This window comes from Phyllobacterium myrsinacearum (genome assembly GCF_014138285.1).
Classification (GTDB): Bacteria; Pseudomonadota; Alphaproteobacteria; order Rhizobiales; family Rhizobiaceae; genus Phyllobacterium; species Phyllobacterium myrsinacearum_A.
Genome location: NZ_JACGXN010000015.1, coordinates 92,963 through 118,949, shown reverse-complemented (window position 1 = coordinate 118,949; position 25,987 = coordinate 92,963). Strand labels below are relative to the sequence as shown.

At 57.1% G+C, this 25,987-nt stretch carries 21 protein-coding genes; 4 read left to right on the top strand and 17 right to left on the bottom strand.

The features are described 5' to 3' along the window. Nucleotides 1-444: 444 nt before the first annotated feature. Nucleotides 445-2,397 (top strand): M23 family metallopeptidase, encoded by a 1,953-nt coding sequence (locus tag FHW16_RS26045; RefSeq protein WP_182552183.1) that lies wholly within the window; start codon nt 445-447, stop codon nt 2,395-2,397. Nucleotides 2,398-2,475: 78 nt separating this feature from the next. Here FHW16_RS26045 and FHW16_RS26040 read toward each other — a convergent pair whose 3' ends face one another. The 7 genes from FHW16_RS26040 to FHW16_RS26010 form a co-directional block, all read right to left on the bottom strand. Further along, nucleotides 2,476-3,903: a L,D-transpeptidase gene (locus tag FHW16_RS26040; protein ID WP_182552182.1), complete on the bottom strand. Its 1,428-nt coding sequence runs from the start codon at nt 3,901-3,903 to the stop codon at nt 2,476-2,478. Nucleotides 3,904-4,073: 170 nt separating this feature from the next. Beyond that, complete coding sequence (clpB, locus tag FHW16_RS26035) at nt 4,074-6,686, bottom strand: ATP-dependent chaperone ClpB (protein ID WP_182552181.1); 2,613 nt, start codon at nt 6,684-6,686, stop codon at nt 4,074-4,076. A gap of 210 nt (nt 6,687-6,896) precedes the next feature. Beyond that, a complete protein-coding gene (locus FHW16_RS26030; RefSeq protein WP_210278281.1) occupies nt 6,897-7,634 on the bottom strand; it encodes a DUF4167 domain-containing protein in 738 nt (245 codons plus the stop codon). A 295-nt stretch (nt 7,635-7,929) separates the two neighbouring features. Further along, nucleotides 7,930-8,793, bottom strand: coding sequence for a peptide chain release factor N(5)-glutamine methyltransferase (prmC, locus tag FHW16_RS26025; RefSeq protein ID WP_182552179.1), 864 nt, complete (start codon nt 8,791-8,793; stop codon nt 7,930-7,932). Nucleotides 8,794-8,798: 5 nt separating this feature from the next. Further along, on the bottom strand, nt 8,799-9,878 hold the full coding sequence (prfA, locus tag FHW16_RS26020) for a peptide chain release factor 1 (protein ID WP_182552178.1): 1,080 nt from the start codon (nt 9,876-9,878) through the stop codon (nt 8,799-8,801). 24 nt (nt 9,879-9,902) lie between these two features. Next, a complete protein-coding gene (gene ptsP, locus FHW16_RS26015; RefSeq protein WP_182552177.1) occupies nt 9,903-12,143 on the bottom strand; it encodes a phosphoenolpyruvate--protein phosphotransferase in 2,241 nt (746 codons plus the stop codon). Nucleotides 12,144-12,296: 153 nt separating this feature from the next. Next, a complete protein-coding gene (locus FHW16_RS26010) occupies nt 12,297-13,550 on the bottom strand; it encodes an aspartate kinase (RefSeq protein WP_182552176.1) in 1,254 nt (417 codons plus the stop codon). Between the two features lie 390 nt (nt 13,551-13,940). Between FHW16_RS26010 and ubiG the strand changes: the two genes are divergently transcribed. Beyond that, a complete protein-coding gene (gene ubiG, locus FHW16_RS26005) occupies nt 13,941-14,684 on the top strand; it encodes a bifunctional 2-polyprenyl-6-hydroxyphenol methylase/3-demethylubiquinol 3-O-methyltransferase UbiG (RefSeq protein ID WP_182552175.1) in 744 nt (247 codons plus the stop codon). Here the strand turns inward: ubiG and FHW16_RS26000 are convergent. The 5 genes from FHW16_RS26000 to FHW16_RS25980 form a co-directional block, all read right to left on the bottom strand. Further along, nucleotides 14,674-15,573: a DMT family transporter gene (locus tag FHW16_RS26000; RefSeq protein WP_182552174.1), complete on the bottom strand. Its 900-nt coding sequence runs from the start codon at nt 15,571-15,573 to the stop codon at nt 14,674-14,676. The genes ubiG and FHW16_RS26000 overlap by 11 nt on opposite strands. Nucleotides 15,574-15,636: 63 nt before the next feature. After that, nucleotides 15,637-16,050, bottom strand: a complete 414-nt coding sequence (locus tag FHW16_RS25995; protein ID WP_182552173.1) for a DUF1178 family protein — start codon at nt 16,048-16,050, stop codon at nt 15,637-15,639. Continuing rightward, nucleotides 16,047-16,916: a carbon-nitrogen hydrolase family protein gene (locus FHW16_RS25990; protein ID WP_182552172.1), complete on the bottom strand. Its 870-nt coding sequence runs from the start codon at nt 16,914-16,916 to the stop codon at nt 16,047-16,049. The genes FHW16_RS25995 and FHW16_RS25990 overlap by 4 nt, the downstream gene beginning before the upstream one ends. A 10-nt stretch (nt 16,917-16,926) precedes the next feature. Then, on the bottom strand, nt 16,927-17,196 hold the full coding sequence (grxC, locus tag FHW16_RS25985) for a glutaredoxin 3 (protein WP_182552171.1): 270 nt from the start codon (nt 17,194-17,196) through the stop codon (nt 16,927-16,929). Nucleotides 17,197-17,273: 77 nt separating this feature from the next. Then, complete coding sequence (locus tag FHW16_RS25980; RefSeq protein WP_182552170.1) at nt 17,274-18,029, bottom strand: ComF family protein; 756 nt, start codon at nt 18,027-18,029, stop codon at nt 17,274-17,276. 64 nt (nt 18,030-18,093) lie between these two features. Here FHW16_RS25980 and FHW16_RS25975 point away from each other — a divergent pair, with 64 nt between their 5' ends. After that, a complete protein-coding gene (locus FHW16_RS25975; RefSeq protein ID WP_182552169.1) occupies nt 18,094-18,984 on the top strand; it encodes a methyltransferase domain-containing protein in 891 nt (296 codons plus the stop codon). 9 nt (nt 18,985-18,993) lie between these two features. On the opposite strand, the gene FHW16_RS25970 is transcribed toward FHW16_RS25975, so the two are convergent. From FHW16_RS25970 to FHW16_RS25950, 5 genes are all read right to left on the bottom strand, one after another. Then, a complete protein-coding gene (locus FHW16_RS25970; RefSeq protein WP_182552168.1) occupies nt 18,994-19,314 on the bottom strand; it encodes a hypothetical protein in 321 nt (106 codons plus the stop codon). A gap of 114 nt (nt 19,315-19,428) precedes the next feature. Then, nucleotides 19,429-19,845, bottom strand: coding sequence for a (deoxy)nucleoside triphosphate pyrophosphohydrolase (locus FHW16_RS25965; RefSeq protein ID WP_182552167.1), 417 nt, complete (start codon nt 19,843-19,845; stop codon nt 19,429-19,431). Beyond that, entirely contained in the window at nt 19,842-20,609 is a 768-nt protein-coding gene (locus tag FHW16_RS25960) for a GNAT family N-acetyltransferase (protein WP_182552166.1), read from the bottom strand. The genes FHW16_RS25965 and FHW16_RS25960 overlap by 4 nt, the downstream gene beginning before the upstream one ends. 5 nt (nt 20,610-20,614) lie before the next feature. Then, nucleotides 20,615-21,856, bottom strand: a complete 1,242-nt coding sequence (argJ, locus tag FHW16_RS25955) for a bifunctional glutamate N-acetyltransferase/amino-acid acetyltransferase ArgJ (protein WP_182552165.1) — start codon at nt 21,854-21,856, stop codon at nt 20,615-20,617. Nucleotides 21,857-21,947: 91 nt separating this feature from the next. Next, a complete protein-coding gene (locus FHW16_RS25950; protein WP_182552164.1) occupies nt 21,948-22,868 on the bottom strand; it encodes a peptidylprolyl isomerase in 921 nt (306 codons plus the stop codon). A 267-nt stretch (nt 22,869-23,135) separates the two neighbouring features. Between FHW16_RS25950 and secA the strand changes: the two genes are divergently transcribed. Then, a complete protein-coding gene (gene secA, locus FHW16_RS25945) occupies nt 23,136-25,853 on the top strand; it encodes a preprotein translocase subunit SecA (RefSeq protein WP_182552163.1) in 2,718 nt (905 codons plus the stop codon). Nucleotides 25,854-25,987 lie beyond the last annotated feature (134 nt).

The window sequence follows — 25,987 nt, the reverse complement described above, 5'->3', positions numbered from 1 at the left end:
TTAAGAGCTTCCTTTAGGGCGCATTCAGCAACCGCCAGCGGCGCCCCGCCCTCGTTGTGTCGGTATATAGACCCCACATCCCAAAACTGTCAACAGCGATTTCGAACTTTTTATCAAAAATGTGACATGACTTATCCACACCCCCGTGTTTGCTGGACGGAGCGCCGGCAAATAAGCCGCCGAAGTGAATTGTGATCACTCCGGCCACAAACATGCCCAATTCAAACCCTAGCGCTGCCTCCCATGCGCGGGGCACATTTCAATCCATTCTGGCGTGTTTCCTTATATATAGGCACTCTTCGTGTCCGGCGCGTTGACAGATGGGAGCCACGAGGGCAAAACTGCGGCCTTGTTGACTTCGTACCAGTAAACGGCTGGTCGGCACGCGCCGAAAAATCAGACAAAGCCTGCATCAATAACGGCGACAGGATCGACACTTAAGTAATGAAAGAGTACGAGGGGCACTCATCAATCGATCCGGGCAACGAACCGCCGTTGATTACGGATGGGCGTCGCGGCCCGCCCGATCGCCGGGAAATATCGGCGCGATGGCTGGCTGGTACCTTTCTGACCGGAATCACCTCAAGCATGCTGATGGGTGTTGCATTGTTTGCAGCTCTTGATGGTCGCGAACAATTGGCAACCCCGCCCGAGCTGATGGCCCGCAATACAATGCCGGCCGCCAAGGACGGCAATGATGTTACCAAGGGTGCCCGTGTTGCTGCGACCACACCGGTCCGGCGCAACCGCGACCGCCGGCGTCTTGATGTCTCCACCGTGTTTAAAGAGGGCGAACGGGACGTCATCCGCTCCACGCCATTTGAATATGTCCGTATCGCACTGGCCTCTGTCCATAACAGCAATCGCAAATATCCGGGGTTCAATCCGCTTGACGTGTTTGCGGAGGCCAACGAAGGAACCGACCCCACGCCCAAGACCGGGCTGATCTATGGTGCCAAGGTTGAAAGTGAAGTCAGCCTGCGCACGGTGGATTTTCCGCTCGCTACAGCCCAATTTGATCCGTCCGACGATCTGAGTGCCGACGATGTGGAAGAAGTCGTACGCAACACCGGCGCTTTGCTGACGGACGGCGCGGTTCAGGTGGCTTCGCTGCATTATGTGGATCCGCTGCGCTTTGGTGCGGACGAAGATCCCTTCAACCTGCGCAATCCCCTTGCCGTCAAAATCATTCAGGAAAATGTCAGCGTTGCGCCGCGCGTCAGCGAGGATTCAGAAAGCCATGGCTATTCCGAAGAACTCATCCCCTTCCGCAACGACAAGGACCTTCTCAGCGCCTTCAGCGATGCCGGATATGAGAATGACGATGCCATCGGCATGTCCGAGGCGATATCGAAGCTGCTGAATTCGCCACGCCTCAAAGGTGGCAGCGTATTGCGACTGGGGATCGAATCCCGTGACAGTGTAGATCGTATCATGCGTGCCAGTGTCTACAACGGCACAACCCATATTCTGACGATCGCCCTCAACGACAAAGATCAGTACGTCCCGGCGGACGAACCGGAAATGACTCCGGGCCTCCAGGTGGCTTTCGACGACAATCCGCCCTCCTCGCGTCAACCGGGCGATCTCCCGACAGTCTATGATGGCATTTATCGCGCGGGCATAGCCTATGGCATGACCGATACGATGATCCAGCAATTGATACGCATGCTGGCATCGGACGTGGATTTCCAGGCGCAGCTCGCACCGACGGATCAGCTGGAAGCATTTTTCTCCCTGCCGGCCGATTCGGAAAAAGCCGGCGACGAATCGGAGATACTCTATGTCGCCGCCAATTTTGGCGGCAACCTGCGTAAATTCTACCGATTCCATTCCGGTGACGGTTCAACCGACTATTACGACGAGTCCGGCAAAAGCTCGAAACAGTTCCTGCTGCGCAATCCCGTCCCGAACGGTGTCTTCCGTTCCCCCTTCGGCATGCGTCGCCATCCGATCCTCGGTTATTCCCGCATGCACACCGGCGTTGACTGGGCCGCACCGCGCGGTACGCCGATCATTGCTGCGGGCAATGGTGTTGTCGAGCGGGCAGGCTGGACCAATGGCTATGGCAACCAGACCGTTCTGCGCCATTCCAATGGGTACGAAAGCAGTTATTCGCACCAGAACGCCATTGCGGCTGGTGTGGTACCCGGTACCCGTGTCCGGCAAGGACAGGTTATCGGTTATCTCGGATCGACAGGCCTCTCGACCGGCCCGCACCTGCACTATGAAGTCATTGTCAACGGCTCCAAGGTCGACCCGATGCGCATCCGTCTGCCTGGCGGCCGGGCGCTTGACGGTGATGACCTCGTTGCATTCAAACGCGAGCGCGAACGCATCGATCAGCTCCTGAAAGACGACAACAACAACGCGCCGAAGATGGCGGCCAGCGGTTAGAGCAGCACCCGCGTTGTGCCGGAGAGCCTCGTGCCGGCAGGGCTGGAATGCATCCGGACTCAAGGCGCCCCGTCGGCTTCACTCGTGAAATTCGACCGTCACACCCTTCTGCACGAGCTTCGACAGTTCCGTTGCATCCCAGTTCGTCAAACGGACACAGCCGTGACTGTTCGTCTTGCCGATCTTCGAGGGTTCTGGCGTGCCATGAATACCATAGGTTGGTTTTGACAGGGCAATCCACACCGTACCAACCGGTCCGTTCGGCCCCGGTGGAATGGTGAGTACCTTGTCATTTTCACCCTGCTTGAAGTTGAGCTTGGGATTATAGGTGTAATTTGGATTGAGCGCGATGCGCTCCACCTGAACAATACCCGACGGCGATGGCGTATCCGTTGAACCGATGGTCGCGGGATAGGCCACGATCAGGCGACCCTCGGCATTATAGCCGCGCACCTGCTTGCGGCCCTTGTCAGCGATGATCTTGGTAACGGCACCGCCGACATTCTGGCCGGTGCTGGCAACCTGAACGACGACACCCGGCCGATTGAAATCAGCCCCCGGATTGATTTCCTTCAAGTAAGCTTCATCCATGTGAAAGCGTTCGGCAAGCATCTCGGTAACGGATGTGAAGGCCATCCGTTCCAGCTGTGCCTTGTGGCTGTAATCTTCGGGGATCGACGCCACGAACGGATAGGCCGCATCTTCCGATGTGATGGTATAGGGAACAAAAGCGGGCCCGCCCGTTTGCTCAAGCGAGGCATTGATCCCGGCATCATTGAGCGGATCGAATGTCTGGCCGGTCATTTCTTCGAAAGCTGCCACGGCTTTGTCGACGTTGCCGCCCTTGCGTCCATCGATGACACCCGGAGACACACCGATTCGATCGAGCAAAACCTGAATCGCCGCAATCTTGGCCTTCGCACCCTGCCCCTTTGGCAGTTGCACTGTCGGGGCCGGATTGGGATGTGCCGGAATTGCTTCCTGGGACGGCGGGGCGGCGAGGTTTTCACCCGGCATCTCCGGATCGATCAGGCCGGGATTTGCCGGAGGAATATCCGAATCGCTGTTGGCAGGCGGCAGCGGCGCGCGCTCGACCGTGCGGTAATCGCGCTCGGAAGGCTGCGTCTGTTGTCCCTGATATGGATCATTGGGACGATTCCCATACGGATCCTCCGGAATGGACTCCGTGTCGTAGGAATCCTGCGGCGCATCGGGGAAATAGTCTGCCCCGCGGCCGTTATTGATGTCGTTGCGCGGCTCCTCGACAGAAACCACACGTCCCCGGCGATCCAGTGTGACGCGCCGCCCATACTCATCGAAATAAACGCGATACTCATCGCGGCGTGGCCGCCGATCTGATTCGAACAATTGCGCAACGACAACAGGGGCATCACCCGCGCTTTCCCGTGCAGATACACTCGCAGCCTGTGCGGACGCGACAGGTACAAGCGCCGCCAAAGCGGCGACGAACAGCGATGCAAACACAATCAGATGACGAAACGTCATATTTTCAACTTCCGGTTTCCGCTAACCCACTCTTAAGCATAAATGACCGATTTTCCTGTCTTTATGGTTAATGCGGGTTTTTTATCGTCGCATTTACAGGATGAACCGGACATGAAAATGGCCGCCATGCGGCGGCCATTTTATTTCTTTGCCTCATTGCCGTGCAGCAATCAGGCAGCTTCACTCTTTTCCCGCTCCGGAGCAGACTTGACCGACCGGAAATTAAGCCGGTCCGAACCGGCGGTAATCTTTACGGTCGAGCCGTCAAGAATGTCGCCAAGCAGAATCTTCTCTGCCAGCGGGTCCTGCACCTGCTTCTGGATCACCCGTTTCAGCGGGCGTGCCCCGTAGGCAGGGTCATAGCCCTTGTCGGCCAGCCAGTTGGTAGCATCCTCATCGATCTTGATGGTGATTTTGCGATCCGTCAGCAAGGACTGCAAACGCTCCATCTGAATCGCCACGATCGCACCCATTTCGTTCCGCTTCAGGCGATGGAACAGGATGATCTCGTCAACACGGTTGAGGAATTCCGGTCTGAACGAAGCCTTGACCACGTTCATGACATCCTCACGCGCACTTTCCACATCCTGATCTTCCCCAAGCGCGGTCAGATATTCCGCACCGAGATTGGACGTCATGATGATCAGCGTATTGCGGAAGTCCACCGTACGGCCCTGACCATCCGTCAGACGGCCATCATCAAGCACCTGCAGCAGGACGTTGAAAACATCCGGATGCGCCTTTTCGATCTCGTCAAACAGGACCACCTGATAGGGCCGGCGGCGAACCGCTTCCGTCAATGCTCCGCCTTCCTCATATCCGACATAACCAGGAGGCGCTCCGATCAGCCGGGAGACCGAATGCTTTTCCATGTATTCGGACATGTCGAGCCGTACCATTGCGGTCTCGTCACTGAACAGGAACGAGGCCAGAGCCTTGGTCAGCTCTGTCTTGCCAACACCGGTTGGTCCCAGGAAGATGAACGAACCGATGGGCCGGTTCGGATCCTGAAGACCAGCACGCGCACGCCGGACAGCCTTGGAAACAGCCTGAACCGCTTCGCCCTGTCCGATAACCCGCTTGGCCAGTTCATCTTCCATCCGCAACAGCTTTTCGCGTTCGCCTTCCAGCATCCGGTCAACCGGGATGCCGGTCCAGCGGGAAACAACCTGTGCAATATGATCCGGCGTCACGATTTCCTCGACCATCGACGTCGATCCATCCTGTTGCTCGGCCTGTGCCAGTTGTTTTTCCAATTGCGGGATCGTGCCATAGGCAAGCTCACCCGCTTTCTGGAATTCACCGTTACGCTGCGCTGCAGCCAGGGCATTGCGTGCATCATCCAGCTGACCTTTCAGATCAGCCGCATGACCGAGTTTCTGCTTTTCCGCCTGCCATGTATTGGTCAGGGCGGTGGACTGCTCTTCAAGCTCCACCAGTTCCTTTTCCAGCCTTTCCAGACGATCCTTCGATGCATCGTCCTTCTCGACCTTCAAGGCCTCGCGTTCGATCTTCAGCTGCATGATGCGGCGGTCGATTTCATCGAGCTCTTCCGGTTTGGAATCCACCTGCATCCGCAGACGAGCAGCGCCTTCGTCAATCAAATCGATCGCCTTGTCGGGCAGAAACCGGTCGGTGATGTAGCGGTTCGACAGGGTCGCAGCAGCAACCAGAGCCGAATCGGAAATCCGAACCTTATGATGCTGTTCGTATTTCTCCTTCAATCCGCGCAGGATCGAAATTGTATCCTCGACCGATGGCTCATCGACAAACACCGGCTGGAACCGTCGGGCCAATGCCGGGTCCTTTTCGACGTGCTTGCGATACTCGTCGAGCGTGGTCGCGCCAACGCAATGCAGTTCACCGCGCGCAAGCGCAGGCTTCAACAGGTTCGAAGCGTCCATCGACCCTTCGCCTTTGCCAGCGCCGACCAGTGTGTGCATTTCATCAATGAAGAGGATAATACCCCCGTTGGCTGACTGCACTTCGGAAAGCACACCCTTCAGCCGTTCCTCGAACTCACCGCGATATTTCGCACCAGCAATCAGCGCACCCATATCGAGCGCCATCAACTGCTTGTCCTTCAGGGACTCCGGCACGTCACCATTGACGATGCGCAGCGCCAGCCCTTCGGCAATCGCCGTCTTGCCAACGCCGGGTTCACCGATAAGAACAGGGTTGTTCTTCGTACGCCGCGACAGAACCTGGATCGTCCGGCGGATTTCATCATCCCGGCCGATAACGGGGTCGAGTTTGCCCGCCCGTGCATCGGCAGTCAGATCGCGCGCATATTTCTTCAAGGCATCGTAAGTGTTCTCGGCGGATGCCGAATCTGCTGTCCGGCCCTTGCGAATATCATTGATAACCGCATTTAGGCCCGCGGCGGTCACACCGGCACGGCTCAAAATCTCCGAGGTCTTTGCAGATTTCTCGATGGCAAGTGCCGTCAGCAGCCGTTCGACCGTGACAAAACTGTCGCCAGCTTTCTTTGCAATCTCTTCCGCTGTCGCGAAAACCTTCGCAAGCGGCTGTGCAAGATAGAGTTGCTCATTGCCGCCGGTTACTTTCGGCAGGGCATTGAGCGCAGCCTGTAATCCCAGGCGCACATCATCAATGCGTCCGCCTGCCCGCTCGATCAGCGATGCAGCAAGTCCTTCCTCATCATCCACGAGAACCTTGAGCAAATGCTCCGGTGCAAACTGCTGATTGTTGGAAGAGAGTGCAAACGTCTGTGCAGACTGTATGAAGCCGCGAACGCGCTCCGTGTATTTTTCAAGATTCATTCTTTGTCTCCTTTTCTCCAGAACCCTTTAAGCGGCATTCTGGAGTCCTCTGGTGACGGATCCCCTGCAAGAGGCAGATCCATGCGATCAGAGTTCATATGGGAATGCTTTCCTGCTCTCGCAAGATACTCCCAAAGGAGGAAATTTAAAAAAGAAAACGGCGCGGGATGATCTCCGCGCCGTTTCTCAAAATCACGTTTTATCAGGCGATCAGACGTCGGATTCGACAGCTGCCCGGCGCTTCTTCACTTCGGCAACAATGCTTGCCGGAGAGAGATCATTGGCTGTATCGGCAGCAGTGGCAGCGGGAGCTGCGTTTTCCTCGGTCACTCGCGGCTCGCGAGGACGTGCTGGCCTGCGACCACGCGGTGCGCGGCGCGCTGGCTTTGCTTCGGCAGCATCCTGAGTTTCACCGGATTCCGCTTCACTCTCATCTTCGTTGCTGGATGCGCTCTGCTCAGCAACGGGATTCTGATCGTACTGTCTGCGCTGTTGACGGTGCGGCTGGCGCTGGCTGACCGGCTCTTCACCATAGGCAACTTCCGCAGGCGTACCTTCAATCACCGGCTGCGGTCCGCTGCCATTGATCTGCTGGTGCTGGATAGGACGATCCTGCTGCTGTTCATTGCCGTCATCATCGTAAACGCCGTCGTCGTCCTGATCATCGCGGTCATCGCGCTGATACTGGACAGGTGCCTGAGCCTGAGCAGCAAGAATGATTCGATTATAATGTTCGGCGTGCTGAAGATAGTTTTCTGCCATCACGCGATCACCACTGCTCTGCGCGTCGCGCGCAAGGGTGGTGTATTTTTCGGCGACGTGCTGAGCATTTCCCCGGATTTTAACGTCGGGACCGTTGCTCTCATAATTACGGGAAAGTGGGTTGGGACCTTTACGGTTGTTGTTACCGCGTCCGCGCATGCGCCTATTCTGCTGTACTGGCCTCATACTTATCTCTTTTCAGAAAATCAGGGGCGCTAATTTGCTCACCATTTGAGTCAAAAAGCTTCGCTTCTCAAGTGCCGACCTGAAGCGCGCCCCGCGCTTCAATCGCATCCAAAGTTCATAAAACTTTTGTGCTTCCGCAAAAACCATTTCCCCAAGAACAATTCCGATGAGAAATCAAACACCCGGAAAATTCCGTATCAATCTCTTGATAGGCAAAACCAGACTTGTTCGGTTTAGAGCGGTGATTGGAAACTAGCCGCCTTCGCGACAAATTCCAAGCCTTTTTTCAATAATTTTATGTCTTCATGAACAACATTGCTCTTTCGTGCCCCGCAATATCCTTCTGCAGACCCTTCAGAGCGAAACCTGTTCCTGCAAAAATTGCTTCGACATCTGCACGTTGGTCAAAGCCGATTTCCACCGCAACGGCCCCGCGCGCATGAAGGTGACCATCTGCCTGCGCAGCAATGATCCGGTAGGGCTCAAGACCATCCGGCCCGCCGTCGAGTGCCAGGATCGGATCATGCACCGACACTTCGGGTTGCAGAGCCGGAATATCCTTCGAGCGGATATAGGGTGGATTGGAAATAATCATGTCAAATCCGCCAGTTACTTCTGCAAACCAATTCGAATGCAGCGCGGCGAAACGGCTGGAAACTTTGTTCAGGCGCGCATTTTCACGTGCCGTTGCGAGTGCACCGGGCGCCTTATCAACACCGACTGCGCGCAGGTTCCGGACCTGTTCGAGCAGTGCAATCGCGATCGCTCCTGTGCCGGTTCCAAGGTCGATAAGATCAGCAATTCCGTTCTCCGCAACCCGTTGGTGCAGGAATGGCAAAGCAAGTTCCACCAATGCTTCCGTGTCAGGCCGCGGCTCCAATGTGTCAGCGGACAGAGAAAACTCCAGCCCGAAGAATTCACGTTTGCCGATGATTCGATGCACTGATTCGCCATTGATTCGCCGGGTAAGGACAACATCAAGTCTGGCCAGGACGTCATTCGCAACGGGATTGTCGGGATTGCGGAACGTTTCAAGCCGGTCGAAACCGGTTACCCATTCCACAAGAAGCCGCGCATCAAGGTCAGCCCCCGCGATTCCGGCCCTTGTCAGCCGCGAACGCGCCTGAGCATGGACATCGGCAAGACGGGCCTCAGCCATTCCTCTCAGTATCCGTCATTCATCTGGGCGAGGAGTGCCGTCTGATGGTCGGAAATAAGCGCGCCGATCAATTCATCGAGGTCGCCTTCCATGATACGGTCGAGCTTGTAGAGCGTCAGGTTGATGCGGTGATCGGTGACACGGCCCTGCGGAAAGTTATAGGTACGGATGCGCTCCGAACGGTCGCCGGAGCCAACCTGGCTGCGCCGCGCCTCCGAGCGCTCGCTGTCAGCCTTCTGCCGCTGCATGTCAAACAGCCTGGAGCGCAGAACCTGCATGGCGCGGGCGCGGTTCTGGTGCTGGGATTTTTCCGCCTGCACGACGACGATACCCGATGGAATATGGGTGATACGCACCGCCGAGTCCGTCGTGTTGACGTGCTGCCCGCCCGATCCTGACGCGCGCATCGTGTCGATACGGATATCTTCGGCGCGGATATCGATGTCGATTTCTTCGGCTTCCGGTAGCACGGCAACGGTTGCGGCGGACGTATGAATGCGACCGCTGGCTTCCGTGTCCGGCACGCGCTGAACGCGATGGACACCCGATTCGAACTTCAGCTTGGCAAAAACACCCTTGCCGGAAACCATGGCGATCACTTCCTTGTAGCCGCCCGCTTCTCCGTCACTTCCGGAAATCAGTTCCACCCGCCAGCCATTGGCTGCCGCGTAGCGCTCATACATGCGGAACAGATCGCCACCAAACAGCGCCGCTTCCGAGCCGCCCGTACCGGCACGGATTTCGAGAATCGCATTGCGCTCGTCTGCAACGTCCTTCGGCAGAAGCAGGACCTGAATTTCCTGCTCGAGTGTTTCAATGCGCTCGTTGATATCAGGCAGCTCCGCCTCGGCCAGCTCGCGCATATCCTTGTCGGTTGCCGCATCATCGAGCATGCTTTTCAGATCGTCGGCTTCGCTGCGCGATGCAATCAGGTCACGGATCTTGGCAACCACAGGTTCAAGCTCCGAATATTCCGACGCCAGCTTGACGTAGGTATCGGAATCCGGATTGCTCGCCATCTGCGTTTCAATCATGGAGAACCGCTTCAGCAGCTGATCCATACGATCCTGCGGAATGGACATCATTTTAGTTTGCTACCTCTGAAGATTTCACAGTGGAACGCCTGTTCGCTCTGCGAATTTGTTCAGGACATGCCGCAGGGAGCCCGTGTCGCCGTGATTGTCGATGGCGTCGGTCAGCTGCGCATGCAGTTCCCCGACATCGAGTGTGCCCAGCATGGCCTTGACGGGACCAATGGACGCCGGTGACATGGAGATGGAGCGGAAACCCAAACCAATCAGCGCCATGGCGGAAAGCGGTTTGCCGGCCATTTCGCCGCACAATGTCACGTCCGTATTGTTGCGAATGCCCGCCTGAGCGATCTGGCGCAGCACCCGCAGGAACGGCACCGACAGGTTGTCAAAGCGGTTGGTGATCATCGAGTTGCCCCGATCAACCGCCATGACGAACTGGAACAGATCGTTGGAACCAACCGAAACAAAATCCACGACAGACATCAGCTCGTCGAGCTGCCACAGCAGCGACGGCACTTCGACCATAGCGCCGATCTTCACCCGTGTCGGCAGATTGTAGGCAAAGCGCGACAGATGCTGCACTTCGCGATTGATCAGCTCGCTCGCCTTGCGCACCTCAGCCACTTCCGTGACCATCGGGATCATCAGGCGCAGTTCACGGCCACCGGCTGCCTTCAGCAGGGCACGAACCTGTGTACGCAACAGGCCGGGACGATCAAGCGTCAGCCGGATGGCACGCCAGCCCATGGCCGGGTTTTCTTCATTCACGTTGCTGCGGAAGTATGGAAGCACCTTGTCGCCGCCGATATCCAGCGTGCGGAATGTCACAGGACGGTCGCCGGCTGCATCCAGCACTGAACGGTAGAGCCGCTCCTGCTGTTCCGCCCGGGGGAAAGTCGAAGCCACCATGAATTGCAGTTCCGTGCGGAACAGGCCAATACCCGCCGCGCCGGCTTCCGCCAGTTGCGGCAGATCAACCAGCAATCCGGCATTCATCAGCAACGAGATGGCCACGCCGTCCTTGGTGACGGAGGGTTTGTCACGCAATTCACGGTAGAGCGCTTGACGCTTGGCGCGGAATTTGACTTTTTCCGAATAGGCCGCTTCAACATCCGCCTGTGGACGCAAATGCACCCGGCCGTCATCACCATCAACGATGACAGCATCATTGTTTTCAGCCATGGACACGACGCCCTTGACCTGACCGGCAACGGGAATGCCCATTGCACGTGCCACGATCACCACATGGCTCGTCGCCGCCCCGTCCTCCAGCACCAGTCCGCGCAGACGTTCGCGCGGATAGTCCAGGAGTTCAGCAGCACCCATGGAACGGGCTATGATAATGGCATCCTTGGCCAGCGAACCGGCCATGGTCTTCACATCGCGGCCCATCAGCTGGCGCAGCAACCGGTTGGCAAGATCGTCAAAATCGCTGAGCCGCTCGCGCATATAGGGATCGGTCAGATGCATCATTCGCGCACGGGTGTCGCTCTGTACTTTCTCCACGGCCGCTTCGGCGGTCAGACCATTGCGGATCGCCTCTTCGAGACGCCGCACCCAGCCCGTGTCATGCGCGAACATGCGATAGGCTTCCAATACCTCGCGGTGCTCGCCTTCAAACGCCACATCTCGGCGTGACAGCATGTCGTCGATGGAAATACGCAGCGAACCCAGCGAGGTCTCAAGCCGATCGATTTCCGTATCGATGTTTTCATTGAAGAGGTTGGTGACAACGATGCGCGGTTCGTGCAGCACGACATGGCCAAGGCCGACACCATCATTGAAGGCACTGCCTGAAAAGCTCATGGGCTTGCCAAGATCGAGCTCGACACCCGGCCGTGCCAGACGGGTGAGACTGCCTGCTGCAACCATTTCCGCCAGCACCATCGCCGTGGTTTCGAGCGCTTCAACCTCATCCTCGCGATAGACGCGCTTGGTCCGGTTCTGCACGACCAGAACGCCAAGCGTGCGGCCTGCCCGCAGGATCGGCACACCAAGGAACGAGTTGTAGATTTCTTCGCCCGTCTCCGGCAGGTAGGCGAAGGCGGGATGGGTCTGGGCATCCGTCAGGTTCAGCGGCCGGGCGCTCGAGGCAATCGTACCTACCAGACCTTGGCCAAGCCGCAACTGCGCCAGGTGAACTGCGGACGGGTTCAAACCTTCCGTCGCGTAGAGCTCAAGAACGCCGTCCGAGCGCAGCACGTAGAATGAGCACACCTCCGCGACCATGTTCTGCGCGATTTCGCGAACAATACGGTCAAGTCTCTCCTGCGGCTCAAGAGCCTCCGCCATCAATTCGCGGAGACGCTTCAGCATGACACGAGGGCCTGATATCTGCTCGCGTGTGGGCACCCATCTGCTCCATAACAATATCGGCAAGACCGGAATGATCTTGCCAATCAACTCTTTGATTCATCATGTCAGTCGAGACGTTCACCGACAAACAGAATCTCTGTCATAGACAGTATTCTAATGCTTATCCAGACCGTAGACAGAATGCAAAGTCCGCACTGCAAGTTCCGCATAGGGGCCGTCGATAAGAATGGAAATCTTGATTTCCGACGTGGTGATGGCGCGAATGTTGATGCCCTTGTCTGCCAATGCGCGGAATGCCGTTGCCGCAACGCCCGCGTGGCTTCGCATACCGATGCCGATCACCGAAACCTTGACCATGCCGGCTTCCGACTGGATGATGTCACAGCCGATCTCGGCCTTGACCTTTTCCAGAACAGCCAGCGCCTTGTCGAGATCACCCGAGGGAACGGTGAAGGTCATGTCGGTCTTTGATCCGTCCTCGGAGATATTCTGGACGATCATGTCGACGTTGATGTGCGCTTCGGCCAGTGGGCCGAAAATGCCGGCGGAAATACCGGGGCGGTCTGCAACACGGCGCAACGAAATCTGGGCTTCGTCCTTGGCGTAGGCAATTCCTGTTACAACCTGCTGTTCCACGATTTCTTCCTCGTCGCAAATAAGAGTGCCGGGCGGATTGATCAGATCACCCATGCCCGGCGCATCGGGGTCTTCAAAACTGGATCGCACAAATGTGCGCACTTTATGCACCATCGCAAGCTCAACGGATCGCACCTGCAGAACTTTCGCCCCAAGTGATGCCATCTCAAGCATTTCTTCAAACGAAATACGTGAAAGCCTGCGGGCCTTTGGCTCAACGCGCGGGTCCGTGGTGTAGACGCCATCGACATCCGTATAGATATCGCAGCGATCTGCCTTGACCGACGCCGCAATCGCCACGGCACTTGTATCCGAACCACCGCGGCCGAGCGTCGAAATGCGGTTATCGGGGCCGATACCCTGGAAACCGGCGATAACGGCGACTTGGCCCTCCTTGAATCGTTCGATCAGGAAAGAACCATCAATATCGATGATACGTGCGGCGCCATGGGCGTTGTCGGTCTTGATCGGAATCTGCCAGCCCTGCCAGGACCGCGCGTGCACGCCCATATGTTGCAGGGCGACTGCAAGCAATCCGGCCGTCACCTGCTCGCCCGAAGCGACAATCGCATCATATTCGCGTGCATCATGCATCGGTGAAGTCTGGCGGGTCCAGGCGACGAGTTCGTTGGTTTTTCCTGCCATTGCGGAAACGACGACCGCGACTTCGTGCCCTGCATCAACTTCACGTTTGACATGCCGGGCCACATTACGGATGCGGTCAATATCGGCCACCGAAGTGCCGCCGAATTTCATCACAATGCGTGCCATGGGAAATACCGTTCTGGAAAGGCTTGAAAATGGGATCTAAAACGATCCGCTCAGTCGAAAGCGGAGCGCGGTTTCCCATAACGAAATTATGACGCAACTGCAAGAACACGGGGGACGCATTCATTCGCGGTGTTGCAAAACCGGTCATGCGTGGTTCGACAAGCTCACCATGAGGGCGATTGAGGCTCTCCATGAAAGGGAGTGAGGATTGCAAGGTTTATATTCTGCAATCTCTCCAATTAGCCTTGCAGCACTAATCTCCCTCATGGTGAGCTTGTCGAACCACGAACCACGCACAATAGTTCTGCGACTGTTTACCCCTGCAGAAAATGCGTCTTGACATTTTTTGCAGGAAGGGGCCACTCCAGAGGCAGCAAAAAGGACGTTGCCATGACCGAAGCCCAACGCAGCACGATTGATGCCGCCGAAGTAGACCGTTTTTCGCGCATGGCCGCCGAGTGGTGGAACCCTCAAGGCAAATTCCGCCCCCTGCACAAGTTCAATCCGACGCGCCTTGCCTACATCAAGGAGAAGGTTTGCGCCCATTACGGCATCGATCCGAACAACCCTAAGCCGTTTGCCGGACTGCGCCTGCTCGATATCGGCTGCGGCGGTGGCCTGCTGTGTGAGCCGATGGCCCGGCTTGGCGCTGCCGTTGTCGGTGCAGATGCCAGCGAGACCAATATCGAGGTTGCCAAAATTCATGCTGTTCAGAGCGGCCTCGATATCGATTACCGTGCCACGACAGCCGAAGCGCTGGCGGAAGCCGGGGAACAGTTCGATATCGTCCTGAACATGGAAGTTGTTGAACATGTTGCCGATGTGGAGCTTTACCTCACCGCCTGCGCGCAAATGGTAAAACCGGGTGGCTTGACCTTTGTTGCCACCATCAACCGCACATTGAAGGCGCTCGGTCTTGCCATTTTCGGCGCCGAATATGTCTTGCGCTGGTTGCCGCGCGGCACCCATCAATATGAAAAGCTGGTTCGCCCGGAAGAGCTGGAGGGACCGCTGACGCGGGCCGGGCTCGAGATCACGGAAACAGTAGGCGTCACCTACAATCCGCTCGCCGACAGCTGGAACCGCTCGACCGACACCAATGTCAATTACATGGTGCTGGCGATCAGGCCGTAGCTTTCGCAGCCATACGCTGGGCTTTTGTGGTCATCAAGACACCGATGGTGATGATAACAGCTCCTGCCCACGTTGCGAGTTGATAGACTTCACCGAGAAACAGCGTTCCTGCGATCAGCGCCACCGCCGCTCCGACATAGCCTATCTGGCTGAGATATACCGGGCCGCCAACGGCCTGCAGCCGGAAATACAGGGCAAACATGCAGGTGGATGCCAGAACCTGCGCCACAACCAGCCAGGGCACATTGCCGAGCGGCTCAACGGCAAAACTGCCGCTGACGTAGAATATAACCGGGATAAGCAGCACGGCTGTCGTCAGATGACTGCCTGCAGCAAGCTCGGTCGGATCGGCGCCTTCCGGCCAGTCGATGGTGCGATAGACATTGCCGAGAGCCAGCAGAACCGGAATCAGCAGGCCAATCACAACCCAGAATGGTTCGGCCGGCTGCCCCACCTGCCCCCGTGTGAAGCCAACGAGGACGGCCCCGGCGAACCCCACGAAAATGCCGAGAAGCCCCAGCATATTGGGTCTTTTGATCTTGAAGAGCATGGAGAGCAAAAGCGTGAAAACCGGCGACAGCGTATACATGATGCCGGTAAAGCCCGAACCGAGATGCGGAATGGCCGAAAGGGTCATCAGATTGGGGATTGCGTAGGAAATCAGCGCCGTCACGAGATAATACCGGGCCATGCGCGCATTGAGGAGTGGTCGTTTGCCCATGGCCAGGAATGCGGTGAGCAACACCGTTCCGGCGCCTGTCGAAATCACAAAGGCCCAGACGGCGGGTGTTACTCCAGCGCCAAAGGCCAGTTTTCCGAACGGCAAAGTCAATCCGAGGAAAGCGCCGGTCAAAATGAGCAGCGCGGGAGCGGAATTCAAAAATGGCATGGATGCATCCGGCAGGACTGTGAAGACTGCGGCAGCTTAGACGTTCGCGCTAAAGTGGCAAGGTCAATTGTGGTCTTCAGGAAAGGTCGGCAGAGGCATGATATCGACGCCGTCTTCCAGCAGCGACTTCACTTCATCGCCTGAGGCTTCGCCGTAAATCCCGCGCTGGTCCGCTTCACCGAAATGGATCTTACGTGCTTCCTCGGCAAAATCAGCGCCGACATAATCGGCGTTCTCGCGCACCTTGCGGGCAACGTCCTTCAGCTCATTGACCATTTTGCTCATGGCAACGGCCATCTTGTCCTTTTGTCGTGCCGTCGTCACGGAAGGCGCCATCAGCGCCTTTTCCACCTTGTGCGAACCGCACACCGGACACGTGACCAGATGCTTCTTCGACTGGGTGTCAAAATCGTCATTACTGCGGAACCACCCCTCGAATTCGTGTTCCTGTGCACAGTGAAGGGAAAAACGGATCATGACGCGGCCGACTGTCTTTCGCTCTGGCCGTCATCCGACTGAATGACCACGCCAAAAGGACGGGCGTTTTTAAGGTTGGGGACTTTAGACCGGGCCGCCGCACTCAGGGACGGATCAACGTCCGCGACGATCACCGTCGGGTCTGCATGATCGGCTTCGACCAGAACCTCACCCCACGGCGCAACAATGATCGAATGACCAAACGTTTCACGGCCATCCTCATGCACGCCGCCCTGCGCTGCCGAAATGACAAAAGCACCGTTTTCAATGGCGCGGGCGCGCTGGAGAATATGCCAATGGGCTTCACCGGTCTGGCGGGTGAACGCAGCGGGGGCCGTCAGAACCGAAGCACCGGCTACGGCCTGGGCGCGGAAGAGTTGAGGGAAGCGCACGTCGTAGCAGATGGCGAGACCCAGCCGGGCGAAGGGAAGCGTGGCAACGACAGAATCCGAACCCGGTGCATAGACCGCGGATTCCCGCCAGCTTTCACCATTGTCGAGGTCGACATCGAACATATGGATCTTGTCATAGCGCGTGATGACCTTGCCATCGCGGCCGAACAGAAAGGCGCGGTTGGCGATCTTGCCGTCTTCACGCGCAATAGCCGTCGAGCCGATATGCAAGTGAATGCCATGCTGCGCCGCAAGCTCCGACGCTGTGCGAACAATGATGTCATCCGCCTCCCCGCGCAGGACACTGGCCAACGCCTTGCGATCCCGCTGCAATGCACCAGTCATCTCCGGCGTCTGCACGTAAACCGCGCCTTTGCCGACCGCATCGGCAACATAACCTGCAAGATCCGCCGCATTGCGTTGGGGATCAACGCCTGAGCGCATCTGGATGGCAGCAGCACGAAATGAGCTCATCATCTGATCCTTAAGCCAGTTCGCCGGTCTTCAGCAGCAGATCAAGACGGCCCTGCTGCTCAAGCGCATAAAGGTCGTCACAACCACCCACATGAACCGCACCGATGAAAATCTGCGGAAAGGTCGTGCGTCCATTGGCACGCGCCAGCATGGCCGACCGCGCATCCGGCTCAACAGTCGCATTGTGTTCGACAAAGGCAACACCCTTCTTGTCCAGAAGGCCCTTGGCGGCCGAGCAATAGCCACAGCCATCGCGCGTATAGATTGTGACATCAACCATCATCATACTCCGATATGTGATCTATATAAGCACGCGCATTCAAAGCGCAAAGACCCGTTTTTTCTGCAAAACACCTGTTAGACGGATAATTCTTTCGACAGAACCCGTCCGAAGGTCAAGACATCGACCCTGGAAGCGCCGCCGCGCAGCAGGGCGCGCGTTGCAGCCTTCACCGTGGCCCCGGTTGTGTAGACATCATCGATCAGAAGAACATTGCGTCCGCGCACCTTGATATCCTGACTTTCCAGCACCTTGAACGCGCCTCTGACATTGGCTGTACGTTCATTGTGCCCAAGCCCGACCTGCTGCCGGGTCGGTTTGATGCGCTTTAATGCACCGGGTTCAAACGGCTTGCCGCTGATTCTGCCGAGATGGCGGGCGAGTTCGGCAGATTGATTGAACCGGCGGAACCAGAAGCGCCGCATATGCAGCGGCACAGGCACGATGACATCGCATTCGGCCAGCAATTCGCTGCCCGCGCGCGCCATCCACCCCGCCATCCAGGGACCAAGATCAGTCCGGTCGCTGTATTTCAGCCGGTGAACCATCGTACTGATTGCCCCCTCATAGACGGCAACGGACCGGGCACGGTGAAACGGCGGCGGATCGGCTATGGCCTCGGCCGACAGAATGTCCGCACCGAGATCATGACTGAAGGGAATGCCAAGCACCGGACAATAGGGCTTCTCGATAAAACGCACTTTTGACCAGCAGGCCGCGCAAAGGCTTCCCGGCTGGGAGACAAGGCTCTGGCATTCCGCACACGTTGGCGGGAACAGCAGCATGAACAGGCGATTTGTCATGATGCGCGCAAAAGCGCGGGCAGTTTCCATTGCAATTCCATCCGGGGCGACGCATTTAGCGGGTAGAACTATACATTGATCAGAGAAATTCGGAATGGATCAGCACAAGATCTTCGATCGTAATCTGCTTCGGCAAAGGCGCGTGCGCGCGCTGCAGCAACATGGGATGACCGGCGATTTCCTGCTTGCCCGCGCCGCTGACGATCTGGAAGACCGCCTCTCCGCCGTCGAGCGCAGTTTTGACGTCGCCGTTGATCTTGCCAGCCACACGGGACTGGCGGCAAAGGCGATCGCGCGCTCCGGCAAGGCACAGACCATCATTCGCGTTGAACAGGATGCCCGTTTTCTCGACAGCGCTTTTCCGTCCGTCGTTGCCGATGAGGAAATCCTGCCCCTGAAACCGGCGAGCACCGGTCTGATTGTTTCGCTCCTGTCGCTGCACCTGACCAACGACACGCCCGGGACGCTCCTGCAGATCAGGCGTGCGCTGAAGCCGGATGGCCTGTTCCTCGGGGCCATGGCTGGCGAAGCTACCCTGACGGAATTGCGCGAGGTCCTGCTCGCCACCGAAAGCGAAATAAGCGGCGGCGCCTCGCCCCGTGTTGCCCCCTTTGCCGATGTACGCGATGTCGGCGGTCTGCTGCAGCGTGCGGGCTTTACCCTGCCCGTCACGGATATCGAAACCTACACAGTACGCTACGATTCCCTCTTTGCGCTGATGCGGGATTTGCGGGCCATGGGCATGCAGAATATTCTGCTTGGCCGCTCGCGCAAACCGCTCACGCGCCGGTTTTTCATGCGGGCGGCTGAAATCTACGCGGAACGCTTCAGCGATCCGGACGGTCGCATCAGGGCAACCTTTTCATTCATCTGGATGTCCGGATGGGCTGCGCATGAATCGCAGCAGAAGCCGCTGAAACCGGGCTCGGCCAAGGCGTCGCTCGCCGATTTCCTCAAAGATGTCGAAACGCTGGAAAAGAAATAGCCTGCGGGCTCAGCAGTCGCCGCTTTTGCTGCCGTCGCTGTTGATAATGCACACGGACGTGGGCGATTTCTGCAAGACGCTGCGGCGGATCGTATATTCGCTTGGTGCAGCTTTTTTGATCGAGCCCGTCGACATCTCATCAATCGATTTGCTCGAAGCGTAGTCGACCACGGATTTCGACTTGCGGTCTGCAAGCGGAGCGACAACCAGCGCGAGTGCGATCGCAGCAGATCCGAACAGCAGGGTTATGCGCAGGACGCCTGTTCCTGCACCCAGAAATGTCCGTGTCTGTGCCGAAGCATCGTCGAGATTGTCGAATTTATAACCCATGCCCCACCTGGAAAAATTGATCCGGAATTGACTAAAAGTCGCCCATTCGCGTGAAGGATCGATTAACGATTTGGGTTAATTTCGCGGTGATGAAATCTTAACCACGTTTGTCGGTCAGAGAAGATCTATCAAGAAGGGAATAAGCGGGATATCGGCCGGTGGCATGGGATAATCGCGCATGTCTTTCGGGCGCACCCATTTCAACACCTGACCTTCCATGGAGCGCGGAATACCCTCATAGCGGCGGCAGATGAACAATGGCATCAGCAGATGGAATTTCTCATAGGTAAAACTGGCAAAGGTCAGCGGCGCAAGGCATGCCGGTTTGACCGTGATTCCCAGTTCTTCCTGCAACTCCCGGATCAGGCTTTCTTCGGGCGTCTCGCCGGGTTCAACCTTGCCGCCGGGGAACTCCCATAGCCCGGCCAGCGATTTGCCTTCCGGCCGCTGGGTGAGCAGCACCCGCCCGTCAGCATCGACAAGGGCACAGGCCGTCACCAGCAGCAAAGGGTGTTTCGGAGCGTCACTCATTCTTCTGGCGCCCGCCGGTAGGCATAGCGGTAGGCCTCGGTAAATCCAATCTTCTCATAAAGCGCGATGGCCCCGGCATTGTCCGCTTCCACCTGCAGCCAGCCCCGCTTGGCGCCATGCTGCACGGCCCATTTGATCGCCGATTTGACGATCATGCGCCCATATCCCTTACGCCGGCGGTCAGCCAGCGTTCCAATATTGAAAAGACCTGCCAGTGCACCGTCATGCACACAGATCGCTGTGGAAACTGGTTCGTCACCTTCTTCAATGACAAACAGGCCCTTTGCCGGGCGAATGGCACTGATGACCTCAAGCAAACCGGGTTTCAATGCCGGATTTTCCTGTTGAACCTGCACGGCGGCATCAACGTACCAGCCGATGTCCTGCAGCGGAATCTGGTCGATTGCATCGGAGAGATCAACCGTCGCAAGATCTGCCAGCATCACAAGCGACTCGTCAAACCGTGTCCACCCCAGCGTGTCCAGATAGGCATCCAACGCTTTTGGCGCGAGCGGCGACAAGCGAAACACCGGCTGCCGGCCACAGGCACGGAACCGCTTGATAGCCTGGGCGACGCGCTCTTCCAGATTATCCGTATCGCCGGGATCGAGCGGGTTGACGGAGTTCAACCGCTTGGACGGATGGCTCGCCGTCAAGCGGATAGCCCAGCTGCCGTCATAATGAACCGAGGACGCGGGCCAGGCTCTGAACCCGACTGCCTCAATCTGCCTGATCGGTGCGAGTTGCGTGGAACTGTCGGCCATTTCCATCAGCTGCGATAGTCGCCGTTGATTGCCACATATTCCTTGGTGAGGTCACAGGTCCACACAGTGGCCTTGCCCTTGCCAAGTCCTATATCGACTTTGACGGCGATATCCTCATTTTTCATGTAGTCGGATGCCGCTGCTTCCGAATAGTCCGGATCGCGCTCGCCATGGCGCGCCACGCGAATATCGCCAAACCAGATGGCAAGGCGGTCACGGTCGGCGGGCTCGCCAGCCTTGCCCACGGCCATGACGATGCGGCCCCAGTTGGCGTCCTCGCCCGCAGCGGCAGTCTTGACCAGCGGTGAATTGGCAATCGACAGCGCGATACGCTTTGCCGAACGGGATGACGTTGCACCCGTCACTGTGATCTCAAGCATCTTGCGGGCACCCTCGCCGTCCCGCACCACCTGCAGCGCCAAGCTCTTCAGAACTTTGTCGAGCGCCTTGGCAAAGGCCTTCAGGCGCTTGTCCTTTTCCTTCGTTACCGGCTCGGCACCGCGTTCAGCGGCCGAACCTGTCGCAAAGAGCAACAACGTATCCGACGTCGATGTATCGCTGTCGACCGTCACGGAATTGAAGCTCTTGCCGACCGACTTGGACAGGAGTTTTTGCAGGATATCCGAGGCAATCGGTGCATCGGTGGCCACAAAGGACAGCATGGTCGCCATGTCAGGCGCGATCATGCCTGCGCCTTTGGCAATACCGTTGATGGTTACCGGTACACCGCCGAGCAGGACGGTTTCGGTTGCAACCTTAGGGAATGTATCGGTTGTCATGATGGCACTGGCCGCATCCTGCCAGCGTTCCGCTGTGGCGCTTTTGGCCATGTCTTCAAGCAAATGGCTGAACTTGCCGGCATCCAGCGGTTCACCGATAACGCCGGTCGAGGCGAGAAACACCTCGCTTGGCTTGCAGCCGATTGCCTTGGCTGCTGCCGCAGCCGTCGCCTTGGTTGACTCGCGGCCCTTCTTGCCGGTGAAGGCATTGGCATTGCCGGAATTGACGACAACCGCCCGGGCTTTACCGCCGGTCAGGCTGTCGCGGCAAAAATCCACGGCCGCCGACGGACATTTCGACCGGGTGAACACACCTGCCACTGCCACGGGCTTGTCGAATACGACAAGGAGAACGTCCGTTCGGCCCTTGTACTTGATCCCGGCTTCAGCGGTTGCGATTCTGACACCATGAATTTCCGGCATGGCCGGTACGTGTTTGGGAGCCAGGGGAGAGACAGACGTAGACATCGGTTACCTCGAAAAGGTGTTTGACAAGGTTCAGTGCAGGCGCATTTTTTGAGGGATCAAGGCCCGGAGGTCTCCCCCCGGGCCAAAAATTCTACTGTTCCTGGGAATCAGTTGCCGCCTTGATGGCCTTTTCTGTTTCCGGATCCGTGTACTGAATCTTCAGGTCGGCACGTTCCTTCTTCACCAGCTCCACATAGCGCTCACGAATGAGGATGGACTTGACCTGATCCTTGACCTGGTCAAATGCCGGTGGCTGCTGAACACGCTTGTCTTCCAGCTTGATGACATGGAAGCCGAATTGTGTCTGGACAGGTTCCTTGGTGTATTTTCCGACGTCAAGCGCCATGGCTGCCTTTTCGAATTCCGGAACCATCTGTCCGGCCGCGAAGTAGCCGAGATCGCCACCCTGTGCCGCCGAACCGTCGGTTGACTTGGCCTTGGCAACATCTTCGAAGGATGCACCGCCATCAAGCTGCTTGATGATCGCTTCAGCTTCTTCTTTTGTCTTTACCAGAATATGACGGGCACGAACTTCGTTCTGCGGCGGCATTGCCGCCATTTCCTTGTCATAACGGGCACGCACATCAGCATCGCTGATCTTGTCGACAACCTGCTGCTTGAAGAAATCATTGTGCAGGGCACGATCTTTCAGAAACTGCATGCGTGCCTTGAACTCAGGCGTGTCATCAAGCTTTTCGGCTTCCGCCTTGGCAGCGAGTGCCTTGATATCGATAATAGCAGCCAGAGCGGCCAAACGACGCTGATCATCAGGCAGACGTGCAAACTGCGGGTCAAGATCAGCGGAGATCTGGTCAACGTCCTTTGACGTGATCTTGTCACCATTAATGGTGGCAAGTACCTTGTTGGGATCGACCTTCGCAGCTTCTGCTTTGGGCGCGTCCGCCTTGGGAGCTTCCGTTTTTCCGGCATCCTGGGCCATCGCCACGGAAGAAACACCGGTCAACAATACAGCAGCAGTCATCAATGAAAGGGTTTTACGGAATTGGTTCATAGGTCAATTTCTCCTTGGGAGGACCGGTACGGGCTATGATTACGGCAGAATTTTGCCTAAACGAAGCGATCAACGGTTTGCTGCTTCAACATTGACATCATTCGAGCCCCCTCTTATCTGTCCATCGGCTTTGCGTCCAGATAGCTTGGCAGCCGATAGGCTTATACATTTGACTCGGTGTCCGTATTGTATCAGGCATTCTCCATGCTGGGCTTCGGACCCTAAAAGCTAGGTTTTCCTAGCGAAACGAACAAGAGAGGACCAGGGATGGTCAGTTTCGGCGGCCTCGCCCGCAAGATTTTCGGCTCTTCCAATGAGCGTCGTGTCAAAGGCTTCAGGCCGCGCGTTGATGAGATCAATGCGCTCGAGGCTGAAATTTCGTCTCTCACTGACGAACAATTGAAGGCAAAGACAGCGGAATTCCGTGCCAGCCTTGCCAGCGGAACCAAGCTTGATGACCTGCTTGTACCGGCTTTTGCCGTTGTGCGTGAAGCAGCCAAGCGCGTTCTCGGCATGCGCCCCTTCGATGTCCAGCTGATCGGCGGCATGGTTCTGCACGGCGGCGGCATCTCGGAAATGCGCACCGGCGAAGGCAAGACGCTTGTTGCGACCTTGCCGGTTTATCTCAATGCGCTTGAAGGCAAGGGGGTTCACGTCGTCACAGTCAACGACTATCTCGCCAGCCGCGATGCGCAATGGATGGGCCAGCTCTACAACTTCCTCGGCCTCAGCTATGGCATTATCGTCCACGGCCTTGATGACGAAGAACGCAGCACCGCTTATGCCGCCGACATCACTTACGCCACCAACAACGAGCTCGGCTTCGATTATCTGCGTGATAATATGAAGTATGAGCGCGCCCAGATGGTACAGCGCGGTCACAATTACGCGATCGTCGACGAAGTTGACTCGATCCTGGTTGATGAGGCCCGCACGCCGCTGATCATTTCGGGTCCGCTCGATGACCGTTCGGATTTCTACAACCTTATCGATACGTTCATTCTGCCGCTTGAACCGGCCGACTACGAAATCGATGAGAAGCAGAAAACTGCAATCTTCACCGAAGAAGGCACGGAGAAGCTCGAGAACCTTCTTGCGGCTGCCGGCCACCTGAAGGGTGAAGGACTTTACGACATCGAGAATGTTGCCGTGGTTCACCACGTCAACAACGCGTTGCGTGCGCACAAGCTGTTCCAGCGCGACAAGGACTATATCGTCCGCAATGATGAAATCGTCATTATCGATGAGTTCACCGGGCGTATGATGCCGGGCCGCCGTTTCTCGGAAGGCCTGCACCAGGCACTGGAAGCCAAGGAACACGTGACAATCCAGCCGGAAAACCAGACGCTGGCCTCGATCACCTTCCAGAATTACTTCCGCATGTACAAGAAGCTGGCCGGCATGACCGGTACGGCTTCGACCGAAGCGGAAGAGTTCGGCAATATTTATGGCCTTGAGGTCACGGAAATTCCGACCAACAACCCTGTCATGCGTATTGACGAGGATGATGAGGTCTACCGGACTGTCGAGGAAAAATACAAGGCGATCGTTCGCGATATCCACGAAGCGCGCGCCAAAGGTCAGCCGGTTCTCGTCGGCACGACATCGATTGAGAAATCGGAACAGCTGGCCGAACGTCTGCGCAAGGAAGGCTTCAAAGACTTCCAGGTCCTCAATGCCCGCTACCACGAGCAGGAAGCCTATATCGTAGCTCAGGCAGGTGTCCCCGGTGCCATCACCATTGCAACGAACATGGCTGGCCGCGGTACCGACATTCAGCTCGGCGGCAATCTCGAGATGCGCGTCAAGCATGAGCTTGCAGACATGCCCGAAGGCGAAGAGCGCAAGTCCAAGGAAGCGGCTATCCGCGATGATATCGCGCGCTTGAAAGAAAAGGCGCTTGCCGCTGGCGGTCTCTACGTTCTGGCAACAGAACGTCACGAAAGCCGCCGTATCGACAATCAGCTGCGTGGACGTTCCGGCCGTCAGGGCGATCCGGGCCGTTCAAAGTTCTTCCTGTCGCTGCAGGATGATCTGATGCGTATTTTCGGTTCCGAGCGCATGGACGGCATGCTGCAGAAGCTGGGTCTCAAGGAAGACGAGGCCATCGTCCATCCCTGGATCAACAAGGCTCTGGAGAAGGCACAGAAGAAGGTTGAAGCCCGCAACTTCGACATCCGCAAGAATCTTCTGAAGTATGATGACGTGATGAATGATCAGCGCAAGGTGATCTTCGAACAGCGTCTCGAACTCATGGACGGAACGGATCTGAGCCAGACCACCGCAGAAATGCGCGAAGATGTCGTGGATGATCTGATCCAGCGCCATGCCCCTGAAGGCGCCTATGCCGAACAGTGGACTGTGAAGCAGTTGGATGAGGATATCCGCACCATCCTCAATCTCGATCTCCCGATCACTGAATGGGCGAACGAAGACAATATCGCACCGGAAGATCTGCGCGAGCGGCTGTTTGAAGCTGTCGAGAAGGCTGCTGCTGACCGTGCTGAACGGTTCGGACCCGAAATCATGGCCTATGTCGAAAAATCGGTCATCCTGCAGACAATGGATGCGCTGTGGCGTGAGCATCTGGTCAATCTCGATCATCTGCGTTCGGTTGTCGGCTTCCGTGGCTACGCACAGCGCGATCCGCTCAACGAGTACAAAACGGAAGGCTTCGAACTCTTCCAGACCATGCTGACCAATCTGCGTCAGAACGTGACCACACAGCTGATGCGTGTTGAGATCGTACGCGAAGCAGCCGATGCACCGGCGCCTGAATTGCCGCCGATGGAAGGTCATCATTTCGACGGCCTGACCGGTGAGGATGCCTTCGGCGATACTGCCGTGTTGGAAGACCAGCGCGTTGTGGATCCGGCCGAGCGCGATCCGAACAATCCGAGTACCTGGGGGAAGATCGGCCGCAACGAGGCCTGCCCATGCGGATCGGGCAAAAAATACAAGCATTGTCACGGCTCGTTCGCCTGACATCAAATCAAAAGGCCGCGTCTCACGACGCGGCCTTTTGCATTTTTCAGAACCTTTGCAACTCTCGATCTGGCCGAACCGTTTTTAAAGGTTTACGAAATATAACTCCTTGAGTTGTAAACGAGTGGGGGCTG